This is a genomic window from Rathayibacter iranicus NCPPB 2253 = VKM Ac-1602, assembly GCF_003149025.1.
GTDB lineage: Bacteria > Actinomycetota > Actinomycetes > Actinomycetales > Microbacteriaceae > Rathayibacter > Rathayibacter iranicus.
Genome location: NZ_QGDV01000027.1, coordinates 1 through 12,826, shown reverse-complemented (window position 1 = coordinate 12,826; position 12,826 = coordinate 1). Strand labels below are relative to the sequence as shown.

Sequence of the window (12,826 nt, the reverse complement as noted above, 5' to 3'; positions counted from 1 at the left end):
AGATCATACGAACGACAGGGGGCACACGATCATGCCGAGCCCAGCAGGCCACCCACCAGAACCACTTCCCAGCGGGCATGAACAAAGTAACGGGGCGTCGCGCGGGTGGCGTCCCCTCTGCGCGCCGTCGGTAGGCTGGAGTGCCGCATCTGGCGTCGAACGGAGGTCACCGTGTCCGGTGGAGACATCGCAGGGCTTATCGCCGCGGGGGTGTTCGCGATCCTGGTCGCGATTGCCGCGATTCCGCTCTGGAAGCTCGGACGGGTTTTCGACAGCACGAGCGAGGCCATCAAGCAGGCCAGTGACGGCCTGACCCCCATCCTCGACGAGTCGGCCTCCACCCTTCGCGAGGCGAATCAGCAGCTGGCGCGGGTCGACACGATCACGAAGGACGTGGCTGAGGTCACGGGTAACGTCAATGCGCTTGTCGCCCTCACGGCTGCGACCATCGGCGGACCACTGATCAAGCTGGCGGGGTTCACCGCCGGAGTCCGGGCCGTGCTCGTCGCCGGCCGAACCGCCGACAAGGCTGGTGCCGCCGTCGGACGAACCGCGGCGAAGCGCTCGAAGCGTGCGCCCTCGAAGTAGCCTGGGGACCGCGCTCTAGAATCGAACGGACCGTCGCGCCCTCGCGCCCGCCGTGGAAGGAACACCCGTGAAGAACATCCTCCTGATTGTCATCGGGATCGGCCTCGGATTCGCGGTCGCCCACCAGATCTCGCGCACGGAGACGGGTGCTCGCCTGTTCGCCGACCTCAACCGCACGGCGAAGGAACTCGGCGAGGCCGTCTCCGAGGGTTACCACCAGCGCGAGGCCGAATTGAAAGCTGCCATCGGCGAGGGCTGATGCCCCGCCGCCCGACATCCGCGTCGTCACCGACCGAACCGTAACGGAACCCATGCAGACCGCAGATATCCGCACCCGCTGGCTCGATTATTTCGGGAGCCGCGGTCACACCGTGGTCCCGTCCGCATCCCTGGTCAGCGACGACCCGAGTCTCCTCTTCACAGTCGCGGGAATGGTGCCGTTCGTGCCGTATCTCACCGGAGTGGTGCCGGCGCCGTATCCTCGCGCGACGAGCGTGCAGAAGTGCATCCGCACCAATGACATCGAGGAGGTCGGCAAGACCCCGCGTCACGGCACGTTCTTCCAGATGAACGGCAACTTCTCGTTCGGGGACTACTTCAAGGAGGGCGCGATCGGCTACGCCTGGGAGCTGCTTACCGGCGCCGAAAGCGACGGCGGCTTCGGCTTCGATGAGAAGGACCTCTGGGTCACCGTCTACAAGGACGACGACGAGGCCATCAGGCTGTGGAAGAAGATCGCGGGCCTGCCCGACGAGCGGATCCAGCGCCTGGACAGGGAGACTAACTACTGGTCCACCGGCCAGCCCGGGCCGGCAGGCCCCTGCTCCGAAATCTTCTTCGATCGCGGGCCCGCCTATGGGAGAGACGGTGGTCCTGCCACAGACGACGACCGCTACGTCGAAATCTGGAACCTTGTCTTTATGCAGTACCTCCGCGGGGCGGGGACGAGCAAGGTCGACTTCGAGATCCTTGGCGAGCTGCCGCGCAAGAACATCGACACCGGCATGGGCCTCGAGCGCGTCGCGTTCCTCAAGCAGGGTGTCGAGAACATGTACGAGATCGATCAGGTACGCCCGGTCCTCGACCGCGCTGCCGAACTCTCCGGCCGTCGCTACGGCGCCGTCCATGAGGACGACGTGCGGATGCGCGTCATCGCCGACCATGTCCGCTCCTCGCTGATGCTGCTCTCGGACGGCGTGACGCCCTCGAATGAGGGGCGCGGCTACATCCTCCGCCGCCTGATGCGTCGGACGGTGCGCGCTATGCGCTTGCTGGGAGTCGACGCGGCCACATTCCCCGAGCTCTTCACTGCTTCGCGCGATGCAATGGCGGCCGCATATCCGGAGGTCTCCATCGAGTTCGAGCGCCTGTCGACCAGTGCCTACGGCGAGGAGGAGGCGTTCCTCCGCACGCTCGCCTCGGGAACCGAGATCCTCGACCTCGCCGTGCTCACGACCAAGAAGGCCCGGGAGTCGACGCTGCCCGGGGACACCGCGTTCCTCCTGCACGACACTTTCGGCTTTCCGATCGACCTCACCCTCGAGATCGCGGAGGAGTCGGGTCTCTCGGTTGACCGCGAGGCGTTCGACTCGCTAATGACCGCGCAGCGCACCCGAGCGAAGGCCGATGCCAGGGCGAAGAAGTCGGCGTTGGCCGACCTCTCGGTCTACGCCGACTTCCGCGCGCAGGGCGAGACGCTCTTCACGGGCTACGACGTGCTCGACACGCAGTCGCGGATCGTGGGCCTCATCGTCGGCGGTCGCGCCGTCTCGACGGCCGTGGCTGGCGACATCGCCGAGGTGATTCTCGAGGCCACGTCGCTCTACGCCGAGTCGGGTGGGCAGGAGGCGGATGCTGGCCGCATCATCGGCTCTGGCTTCGACCTCGAGGTGCTCGACGTGCAGAAGCCGGTCAAGGGACTCATCAGCCACAGGGTGCAGGTAGCCAGCGGCGAGGTCGGAGTGGGCGACGCCGCCACCTCCGTCGTCGATCGCGACTGGCGTCGGGGCGCTCAGCAGGCGCATTCGGGCACCCACCTGATCCACGCTGCGCTGCGGCAGGTGCTCGGCCCGCAGGCGCACCAGTCCGGCTCCTACAACAAGGCCGGCTACCTCCGCCTCGACTTCTCGTGGAATCAGGCCCTCTCGCTCGAGACGCGCAGCGAGATCGAGGACATCGCTAATACCGCTATCCGCGACAATCTCGAGGTCGTCACCCGCGAACTGCCGCTCGACGAGGCGAAAGCACTCGGCGCGATGGCGCTCTTCGGCGAGAAGTACGGCGATGTCGTGCGTGTTGTCGACATTGGTGGACCGTGGTCGCGCGAACTCTGCGCGGGCACCCACGTCGGGCGCTCGGCGGAGGTGGGTCTGATCAGCCTGGTGAGCGAGTCGTCCGTCGGCTCCACGAACCGCCGCGTGGAGTCGCTCGTAGGCCGCGAGGCTTTCCAGGAATTGGCCGCTGAGCGCGCCCTGGTCAGCACGATTTCGTCCTCGCTGAAGACGCCGCGCGAGCAGCTCCCGGAGCGCATCGGCGAGCTCGTAGCCAGCCTCAAGGCCGCCGAGAAACGCATCGCCGCTTTCGAGGCCAAGGCCCTTGCCGATCGCGTCCCGGCGATCGCCGCGACACGACGCTCCGTGAACGGCATCACCGTCATTGCCGAGAGCATCGGTAGCGCCGGATCGACGGACGAGCTGCGTTCGCTGGTCGTCTCCGTCCGTGAGCGGCTGGGCCAGGATCCAGCGGTCGTCGCCCTTGCGGCCGACGTCGCGGGCAAGCCGGCCATCATCGTCGCGACCAACCAGGCCGCCCGGGACCAGGGTCGCCGCGCCGGAGCACTCGCGAAGCGGGCCGCCGGGATTCTCGGCGGCGGTGGCGGCGGTAAGGACGACCTCGCGCAGGGTGGAGGGTCAGACGTCTCGATGATCGGCGCGGCCCTCGAGGCCGTGGCGCAGGAAGCGACGAACTGAGTGGTGCGGTTCGGCGTCAGGCTCGGGATCGACGTTGGTCGCTCCCGAATCGGGGTCGCCCGCTGCGACGCCGACGGTTTGCTCGCCGTGCCGATCGAGACCGTCGCGCGCTCGAGTGACGAAGGGGATTCGTCGGACATCACCAGGATCGTTCACCTCGCGGCCGAGTACGATGCTCAAGCGATCATTGTCGGATTGCCGTTGTCGCTCTCCGGGGCAGAGACGGCCTCTACCCAGGACGCACGTGGCTTCGCCCGACGGCTGGCCGAGGCGGTACCAACCGCCGCGGTCCGGCTCGTCGACGAGCGACTGTCGACGGTGACCGCCCAGAGCGCTCTGCACCGCTCCGGACGCAGCACACGCGGCTCCCGTGCCGTGATCGACCAGGTCGCCGCCGTGGTGATCCTGCAGCATGCCATCGATTCCGAACGCTCGGGCGGCCCTCCGGCACCGTTGGCGCTCGAACCGAACGAAGGACCTCTACGTGACCGACGTCCCCCCGAGCCGCCGCGACGCCCGCGCCGCAGAGTCCGCGCGGTCGACTCCGCCACCCTCGAACCCGGAGCAGGCGCCGACTGAGAATGCGGTGCACGATCAACTCCACCGCCTCTTCACTGGACCCGAGGTTCCGGAGGCGAGAGGCCGCGGCAAAGCGGTCGCAACCGATCAGGACGTCGCGGCCTCCCGGCGCCGCGGCTCCCGCAGGACCCGCGGCGCGAAGAAGCGTCGCAGCCGCCGTGGCCTGATCGGCGGGCTCCTCGCCTTCGGCGTTTTCGCAGCACTCGTGGCGATTGCCGTCACCATCTTCATCGAGCCCGTCCGGGGTCTGTTCGCCGCGCCCGAGCCCACGGACTACTCCGGCACGGGCACGAGCGAAGTTCTGTTCACGATCCACCAGGGCGACGTCGGCAGCGATATCGCCAACAACCTTGTCTCGGACGGTGTCATCAAGTCGTACGGTCCGTTCTACAATCTGCTGCTCACCAGGAGCCCGGAGCCGGTCTTCCAGCCCGGCGCCTATTCACTCAAGGCTGAGATGAGCGCTCAAGCGGCCCTGTCGGCTCTGCTTGACGCCGACTCCACTCGACTCGCCAATACGTTCGTCATTCCCGAGGGAACGGCGTTGAAGGCGGCGCTTCCCCTGATTGCGGACGGCACCGGTGTCGCGCTGGCCGACCTCGAGACCGCCGCTGCCGACTGGGGCTCGTTCGGGCTCCCCGCCGGGGCGACGAGCCTCGAGGGTTTCCTGTTCCCGGCGACGTACGACATCCAGCCCTCGACCCCGGCCCACGACATCCTGAAGGCGCTCGTCGACCGGATGTACAAGGCACTCGACCAGGCCGGTGTGCCGGTCGATGACCGCTATCGGGTGGTTGTCTTCGCCTCCCTCATTCAGCGTGAGGCCCGCATTGCGGCGGACTTCCCCAAGGTCGCGCGGGTGTTCCAGAATCGGATCGACCAGGGCTGGCGCTTGCAGTCGGACGCGACGGTCGCCTACGGCACCGGAGCCACGGACCGCGTCGCAACGACCGACGCGGAGCGTGATGACGTGAACAATCCCTACAACACGTATCAGCACGACGGACTGCCGCCCGCGCCGATCTCGAACCCCGGTGACGTCGCCATTGCCGCGGCCCTGCGGCCCGCCGAGGGCACATGGATGTACTTCGTCACCGTGAACCTCCAGACGGGAGAGACGGTGTACTCGACGACGGACGCTGAGCACACCGCGGCCGTCGCTCAGTGGCAGGCCTGGATGCGGGACCACCCGGAGTATCAGTGACGGCCGCCGGGTATCGGCTCGGTGTCCTCGGCTCGCCGATCGCGCACTCGAAGTCACCGGCGCTGCATCTCGCGGCCTATCGAGTGCTCGGCCTGGACTGGACGTACACGGCGGTCGAGACGACCGAGGCGACGCTGACCGCGGTCGTCGAAGGCTCCTCCTGGCATGGTCTCTCGCTGACGATGCCGCTCAAGCAGGCCGTGCGGCCGCTGCTCGCCGAAGAGGATCTCATCGCGCGCACGACCGGCGCGGTGAACACGGTGCTGGTCGACAGATCCGGCGCGGCCCCCGTGCTCCGCGGCTTCAATACCGATGTGGCGGGGATCGTGCGCGCCCTGGGCGAGGTGGGCGTCGTCACCGCCGAGAGGGTCGAGATTCTGGGCGCGGGCGCAACCGCCGCCTCCGCTCTGGCCGCCGCTGCCGAGCTGGGTGCGACCCGCGCTGTCGTCACGGCGCGGACACCCGCGAAAGCCGCTGCCCTGGCTCCGGTCGCCGCTGCCCTCGGTCTCGTGCTCGAGGTCCGGTCCTTCGCCGAGTGGGGCGCGGGGGAGCCTGCTCCGCTGGTGATCTCGACGCTCCCCGGTGGCGCCACCGATGGGCTCGACGTGCCCGATGCGGTCGTCGCGGCCTCGACGCTCTTCGACGTCGCTTATTCTCCGTGGCCGAGCGCACTCGCCCGACGATGGGGGGTGATCGGTTCACCGGTCGTCTCGGGCCTGGGCATGCTGCTGCATCAGGCGCTCGTGCAGGTGCGCATCTTCGTCGGGGGGGACCCCGGTGTTCCGCTGGCTCAGGAGGATGAGGTGCTGTCCGCAATGCGTCGCGCCGTGTCAGCGGCTCCGCTGGACTGAGCGCGTGTGTCAGAATTAGAGGATGCTCCGTTGGCTCACGGCCGGGGAATCCCACGGTCCCGAACTCGTCGCCGTCCTCGAAGGACTGCCGGCGGGCGTCCCCGTCTCCCTTGACGACATTCGCGCAGATTTGGCGCGCCGGAAGCTCGGCTACGGTCGCGGCGCCCGGATGAACTTCGAGCAGGACGAGCTGACGATCTCCTCCGGCGTTCGGCACGGCGCCACGATAGGCAGCCCCATCGCACTACGGATCGGGAACACGGAGTGGCCGCGCTGGGTCGACGTGATGTCGGCCGAGCCCCGTGATCCCGAGACGCTGCCCAAGGGACGCGGCGCTGCGTTGACCCGCCCGCGTCCGGGTCACGCCGATCTTGTCGGCATGCAAAAGTACGGCTTTCCGGAGTCTCGGAACGTCCTCGAGCGCGCCTCCGCCCGAGAGACCGCGGCCCGCGTCGCGCTCGGCGCCTTCGCCCGCCGTTTCCTCGGCGAGCTGGGCATCACTCTTGTCAGCCACACCCTCGCCATCGGGCCAGTCCGCGTGCCCGAGGGCTCGGCGCTGCCGACGCCGGCTGATGTCGAGGCGCTGGACGCCGATCCGCTGCGCTGCCTCGACGCTGCCACGAGCGCCCTGATGGTTGCCGAGGTCGACCGAGCGCATGAGGACGGCGAGACTCTCGGCGGGGTCGTCGAGGTGCTTGCCTACGACCTCCCGCCTGGACTCGGCTCCTACGTGCACTGGGATCGGCGTCTGGACGCCCAGCTCGCCGCCGCTCTGATGGGCATCCAGGCCATCAAGGGCGTCGAGGTCGGGGACGGGTTCTTGACGACGACGCGCCGCGGCTCCGACGCGCACGACGAACTTTTTCAGGGCCCGGATGGCATCGCGCGTTCGAGCGACCGAGCAGGCGGCACGGAGGGCGGGATGAGCACAGGCACCGTCCTGCGGGTGCGCGCGGGTATGAAGCCCATCGCGACCGTGCCGCACGCTCTGCGGACCGTGGATATCGCCACTGGCGAGGCGGCGGGAGCGCAGCACCAGCGTTCAGACGTGTGCGCCGTCCCTGCGTCCGGCGTCGTCGCCGAGGCCATGGTCGCCCTGGTGCTCGCGAACGCCGTGCTCGAGAAGTTCGGCGGGGACAGCGTGCACGAGACGCGCCGCAACGTGCAGGGGTATCTCGCCGCCATCCCGGAGGAGCTGCGTACCGTGGCCGCGAGCGACCCGGCGCTCGGTCTCGCGTGATGCCGCGCTGCTCGGCGGCGCGCTGATGGCGGGTCACGATACCGGCCCGGCCCGCTCCCGTCTCGTCCTCATCGGACCCATGGGTGCGGGCAAGACGACGATCGGCAAGCGGGTCGCCCGAGCGTTGAGCGCCGAGTTCATCGACTCCGACGCCGAATTCGTGCGGGTACACGGTCCGATCGCCGCCTACTTCGAGGCACATGGGGAGATCGCTTTCCGGCGGGAGGAGCGGAGCATCGTTGCGAGAGTCCTGCAGCGCTCCGCCGTGCTGAGCCTCGGCGGGGGGGCGGTCCTTGACCCGGAGACTCGCGTCGATCTCGGTTCCGTCCCCGTCGTCCTTCTGACCGCGACCGCCGACGCCGTGCGTGGGCGTCTTGGCTCCGGCACCCGTCCCCTGGTCCGCGGTGGGATCGCGGACTGGACTCGGATCATGGAGCAGCGGCGCCCGATCTACGAGGCACTTGCCGACAGTGTGATCGACACCTCCCGGCGGCCGATCACAGTGATCGCAGCTGAGATAGCGGAGTGGCTGCGCGCGCAGAGTTCCTCCGCACCACCATCGGACCCGGCGGCCGTGGGCTGCCCGAGCGGAAGACAGTCATGAACGACGCCACCACCGCCCTCACCGTCAGCGGAGAGAACGGCTACGACATTCATGTCGGACGCGGACTCCTTGACGGACTCGCCGATGCGATCGGTCACCGAGCGACCAAGGTGCTCATCGTGCACCCGCCGACCCTCGCTGTCCTCGCTGCCGAGATCCGCGAGAGCCTGCTTGAGCGCTATGAGGTGCTGCTCGCCGAGGTGCCCGACGCGGAGGCCGCCAAGAGGGTCGAAGTCGCGGCTTTCTGCTGGCAGGTGATGGGGCAGTCTGACTTCACCCGCACCGATGTCGTCGTCGGTTTCGGCGGCGGGGCGATCACCGACCTCGCTGGCTTCGTCGCGGCCACCTGGCTCCGGGGCGTCGACCTGGTGCAGGTCCCGACGACCGTGCTCGGGATGGTCGACGCGGCTGTCGGCGGCAAGACCGGCATCAATACGGCCGAGGGCAAGAATCTCGTCGGAGCATTCCATGCGCCCCGAGCGGTCGTCGCCGACCTCGACGTGCTCACTAGCCTCCCGCGCAACGAGATCCTTGCGGGCTTCGGCGAGATCGTCAAATATGGCTTCATCGCCGAGCCCGAGATTCTCGACATTATTGAGTCGGACGTCGAGCGTGCGACGGATCCCGCGTCCGAGGAATTCCGCCGTCTGGTCGAACTCTCGATCGGGATCAAGGCGCGGGTGGTCGGCGAAGACTTCACGGAGCAGGGCGTCCGCGAGATTCTGAACTATGGCCACACCCTCGGGCATGCCATTGAGCATGCTGAGCGCTACCAGTGGCGTCACGGCGCCGCCATCTCGGTCGGGATGGTCTTTGCCGCCGAGCTTTCCCGCCTCACCGGCACGCTGAGCGACGCGGCGGTCGACCGTCACCGCAGTGTGCTCGAGTCGCTGACCCTGCCGACAAGCTACCCTCTCGGCCGGTGGGAGACGCTTCTTGCCGCGATGCAGCGAGACAAGAAGTCGCGCGCGGGGATCCTGCGGTTTGTGGTGCTCGATGACATTGCCCGACCGAGTATCTTGCAGGGGCCGGAGACATCGCTGCTGTTCGCGGCGTATCAGGAGATCGGGGTGTAGGGGCTCATTCGGGGGCGAAACGCTCCTCCAGCCGATCGAGCAACTGGTCGAGGGCGAGCGGCCGTGCGGGAACCAACTCGGTATTTGTGCGCAGTCGATATGCATCCCCAGATGCGCGCTTACCGGAGGCTAGTGGCCGCGCTCCGCAACGAAGCGCTCGGTAGCCCCTCTTACATTCCGTAAAACGGGATTTCCTTGAAAATACTCCTCGAACCGCGAGCCTACGGAAGACCTCGTCTGCTTTATGTCTTCCTCTGAAACAGTCCAGGACCGCCCTCCTCGGGTAAGCAGATGCATATTTGCAGGAATATCTGCCCACCGTCCGAGGCCATCGTTTCCGTAGGAGTAGTCAACCGTCGAATTCACACCGGTGACGTTGATCTTTACCGTGGGAGCGAGAGTGCCGCCGCGCGAGAATTGACTGCTCGTTCCCACGGAGTCGATGAACGACTCTACGAGCCCTCCTGGCATGATGTAATGTGAGTACGCCGCGAACTGGCCGGCCGGCTGATTGTCGTTGGGTGAGTACGGCCTACCACCCGGGAAATTCAAGTTTGTGGGGTTCCCGAGCGCAAGTCCGGAACCGCTGTTCAATGGTTGGAAATCGCTCCGGATACCATTGCCGACAAAAGCATAGACGCCCTCCGGACCGTCCATCCCCGAGGCGAACGTTTGACGGTGACTGATGGTGTAGAGATACGCTTTTCCGCCTGTGAAAACAAACTGAGGGCGCTCGGTCTGATCGGTGACGCAGTTCGCCGACAGGACGGGTGGCAGAAATTCCCACTCGGTCAGCGCTTTATTCTTAGCCCTCGCCAATCCGACGTTACCGACATAGTGTGCGGCACCAGACTCATTGACAGCGTCAACGCTCTCGGCAAAAGGATCACCGTCCCGGTAGCCAAGATCGTCCTTCGTGCATCGAGCTTCTTCTCGAGACAGGGCCGAGTTCCCCTCGAACACCATATATGTGTCGTCCGGGTGTGCTGGGTCTTTGAAGGTGAAGGGATCGCGAAAGTTGAGATAGCGGTGTTGGTGTGCGTTCTGATAAAAAACACCGTCGGGCGTGAGAAGTTCCTTCACATGATCGAATCCGCTGAACGAGACACCGTCAGCGTCCGCCTGGACGTGACCCACGCTCAGGACTATGCGGGGGTCATAGGGTTTGATGTCCCGACCAGCGTCATCCCAATAAAAAGCGACGTCGGTGAAAAATAGCTTGACTTCACCATCTTTGAATATGCGCGCGGAGCCTGACCACTCGGTCTGATGGCTGAAGGACCGGTCGGAGAAGATCTCACCTGTCACTCCCTCGCGGAAGACGAGACCACCGTAGGTCCAACCGCCATTCTTTGGCCTTTTAGTCTCGGGAAGATTTGCTGGACGGTAGAAATAGCCGATCTTGGCGGACGTGTGGCGTTCATCGAAGCGGAGGCTGCGATCTGCGACGAGCGAATAAATGATCTCCCACCCGTTCACCGAATACTGGTTCCCGTCTTCGTCCGTCACGGGCCAGGTATCCCACACCCACACTTTTCCGTTTGACATATCTGGGAAGTCCTGTGAAACGGTAGGCATTGTCAACGAGGTCGGCATGGAGTTTTCCCCCGGCGGGGCAGACGGGTTTGACATCCGTTTAATTTGGCTGGCATCCGCACGAGTCCACTTCGACGTGAAATGCTCCTCTGGAGCAAAAGCCTGTTGTGAATGAACCGTCGGCTGCGGCCCCTTGCGAATTGATTCCGTAGCAGCCGACGGCCCACCCCCCGCGAACATCCACGCGCACAGCGCACTACTTACACAAATAATCAGAAGGGAACGACGTGACCGACGTCCCCTGATCTCCTCAGTCATGACCGAGCCCTCCATAGTGAGCACCGCAATCTTCTACGGCTGTGTCCGGTCGGGGGAAGACGGAGGAACTCTAAGGATTTATACGGCGTCCCTCTGTGGTTTGTCAAGCGGTGGCGGTGGTGGGTTGGAGTGTCCGGGGCTGGCAGAGGCTGCCATCGTGGATCATGGCGTGGATCGCACCCGCGTGAGTGCACTGAGAGCGTTTTTGATAAGGCCCGTTTCGAGCGGGTCATTCAGAGGCATCGGCTCCCATTTGAGAGAAGAAAAGCTCCACAGCTCGCTATTTTTCAGAACGGGAGGTCGATGCGGTACGAGCGTGTCTGATGGTGTGTGTAAGGAGCGGGCCTCATGACGGAAGGATTGACTCTGTTGGCTATTGATAGGGTGTCGCGGGAAGCGCGGCGTAGGGCTCAGGAGGCGGGTGCTTCGCGTCTGGTGGAGTCGGGCGTGATGGATGACCTGTTCGCGAGGATCGACGCGGGCGAGGTCGAGTTGGAGGGCGCTGGCGGGCTGATCCAGCAGCTGATCAAGTCGGGGCTCGAGCGTGGTTTGCAGGCTGAGCTGACCGAGCACGTCGGCTATGAGAAGGGCGACCCGGACGCGGCGTTTCACGAGAACTCCCGCAACGGGTCGTTCCCGAAGACGGTGGCCACGAACGTCGGTGACGTCGAGTTGCGGATCCCGCGGGACCGCGACGGCACGTTCACGCTCCGGCTGGTCCCGACGGGCAGCCGGCGGTTGTCGCAGCTGGACGAGATGATCGTGTCGCTGTATGCGGGTGGGATGACTGTCCGCGATATCGAGCATCACCTTGCCGCGACGGTGGGCACGGAGCTCTCGCGCGAGACGATCTCGAAGATCGTCGATGAGATCTCCGACGAGGTCCTCGCCTGGCAGTCGCGGCCGTTGGAAGCGTTCTCTCCGGTGATCTACCTCGACGCTCTGATCGTGAAGGTCCGCGACGGCGGGCACGTGCGCAACAAGGCCGCGTACCTCGCGGTCGGCGTCGACATGGATGGCATCAAGCACGTCCTCGGGATTTGGGTCCAGCAGTCCGAGGGCGCGAAGTTCTGGGCGTCGGTCTGCGCGGAACTCGCGAACCGCGGCGTCCGCGACGTGCTCATCGTCTGCTGCGACGGCCTGACCGGGTTCCCGGAAGCGATCGAGGCGACCTGGCCGGACTCGATGGTCCAGACCTGCGTCGTGCACCTGATCCGCAATGCCATGCGGTTCGTCGCTTACGGGCAGCGCAAGGCCGTCGCCGCCGCGCTGAAGCCGGTCTATCACGCGCCGACCGCGGACGCCGCCAGGACAGCGTTAGACACGTTCACGACGTCGGAGCTGGGACGCGCGAACCCGCACGCGGGAGCCGTGTTCGAGAGCGCGTGGGAACGGTTCACACCGTTCCCACGCGTTCCCGCCCGAGGCCCGCCGGGTGATCTCTACGACCAACGCGATCGAGTCGCTGAACTTCCAGCTGCGCAAAGCCACGAAGAACCGCGGACACTTCCCCACCGACGCGGCCGTGATCAAGCTGCTCTGGCTCGCGATCTGCGACATCGAAGACAAACGCGCCCGCGACCGAGCCCGCAACCGCGGCCGCCCCGCCGCCGAACGTCGAGCCGAGGGACGCCTCGTCGAAGGACAAGTCGTCACGAACTGGAGAAAAGCCCTCGAGCAGCTCTCCATCGCATTCCCCGAACGAATCAACCGCTACCTCTAACACCCGAGGACCACGCACTTACACACACAACTTGACAGGCTCCGGATTGGTTTACGATAAAAACCCTCGAGAAGAACCGCCACGGATGTATCATACGACAGGTTTCACGACGACGGAAATAACGGAACTCTGCGCGCT

General features: G+C 65.9%; 10 protein-coding genes and 1 pseudogene. 10 read left to right on the top strand and 1 reads right to left on the bottom strand.

The genetic code is table 11. From position 1 onward, the window contains the following. Window positions 1-171 precede the first annotated feature (171 nt). The 9 genes from B0H03_RS15580 to aroB all read left to right on the top strand — a co-directional run bounded on the left by B0H03_RS15580 (window position 172) and on the right by aroB (window position 9,111). Window positions 172-588 carry a DUF948 domain-containing protein gene (locus B0H03_RS15580; protein ID WP_104264152.1) on the top strand — a complete coding sequence of 139 codons (417 nt, stop codon included), beginning with the start codon at window positions 172-174 and terminating at the stop codon, window positions 586-588. A 67-nt stretch (window positions 589-655) separates the two neighbouring features. Further along, window positions 656-847 (top strand): hypothetical protein, encoded by a 192-nt coding sequence (locus B0H03_RS15575; protein WP_104264153.1) that lies wholly within the window; start codon window positions 656-658, stop codon window positions 845-847. A 52-nt stretch (window positions 848-899) separates the two neighbouring features. Beyond that, the gene (gene alaS / locus B0H03_RS15570) at window positions 900-3,557 is read left to right on the top strand and encodes an alanine--tRNA ligase (RefSeq protein ID WP_104264154.1); all 2,658 of its coding nucleotides are present in this window, start codon (window positions 900-902) and stop codon (window positions 3,555-3,557) included. Between the two features lie 3 nt (window positions 3,558-3,560). Further along, on the top strand, window positions 3,561-4,136 hold the full coding sequence (gene ruvX / locus B0H03_RS15565; RefSeq protein ID WP_104264164.1) for a Holliday junction resolvase RuvX: 576 nt from the start codon (window positions 3,561-3,563) through the stop codon (window positions 4,134-4,136). Further along, window positions 4,042-5,340, top strand: coding sequence for an endolytic transglycosylase MltG (gene mltG / locus B0H03_RS15560; protein ID WP_160487413.1), 1,299 nt, complete (start codon window positions 4,042-4,044; stop codon window positions 5,338-5,340). The genes ruvX and mltG overlap by 95 nt, the downstream gene beginning before the upstream one ends. Beyond that, window positions 5,337-6,191, top strand: a complete 855-nt coding sequence (locus B0H03_RS15555) for a shikimate dehydrogenase family protein (RefSeq protein WP_104354247.1) — start codon at window positions 5,337-5,339, stop codon at window positions 6,189-6,191. Before mltG ends, B0H03_RS15555 begins: the two co-directional genes overlap by 4 nt. A gap of 22 nt (window positions 6,192-6,213) precedes the next feature. Next, entirely contained in the window at window positions 6,214-7,431 is a 1,218-nt protein-coding gene (gene aroC, locus B0H03_RS15550) for a chorismate synthase (RefSeq protein ID WP_104264157.1), read from the top strand. Window positions 7,432-7,456: 25 nt separating this feature from the next. Continuing rightward, window positions 7,457-8,035: a shikimate kinase gene (locus B0H03_RS15545; protein WP_104264158.1), complete on the top strand. Its 579-nt coding sequence runs from the start codon at window positions 7,457-7,459 to the stop codon at window positions 8,033-8,035. Further along, a complete protein-coding gene (gene aroB, locus B0H03_RS15540; RefSeq protein WP_104264159.1) occupies window positions 8,032-9,111 on the top strand; it encodes a 3-dehydroquinate synthase in 1,080 nt (359 codons plus the stop codon). The genes B0H03_RS15545 and aroB overlap by 4 nt, the downstream gene beginning before the upstream one ends. A gap of 129 nt (window positions 9,112-9,240) precedes the next feature. Here aroB and B0H03_RS15535 read toward each other — a convergent pair whose 3' ends face one another. Next, window positions 9,241-10,965, bottom strand: a complete 1,725-nt coding sequence (locus tag B0H03_RS15535) for a glycoside hydrolase family 68 protein (protein ID WP_104354248.1) — start codon at window positions 10,963-10,965, stop codon at window positions 9,241-9,243. Between the two features lie 450 nt (window positions 10,966-11,415). On the opposite strand from B0H03_RS15535, the pseudogene B0H03_RS15530 reads away from it, so the two are divergent. After that, window positions 11,416-12,688 (top strand): annotated as a pseudogene (locus tag B0H03_RS15530) (IS256 family transposase). Window positions 12,689-12,826 lie beyond the last annotated feature (138 nt).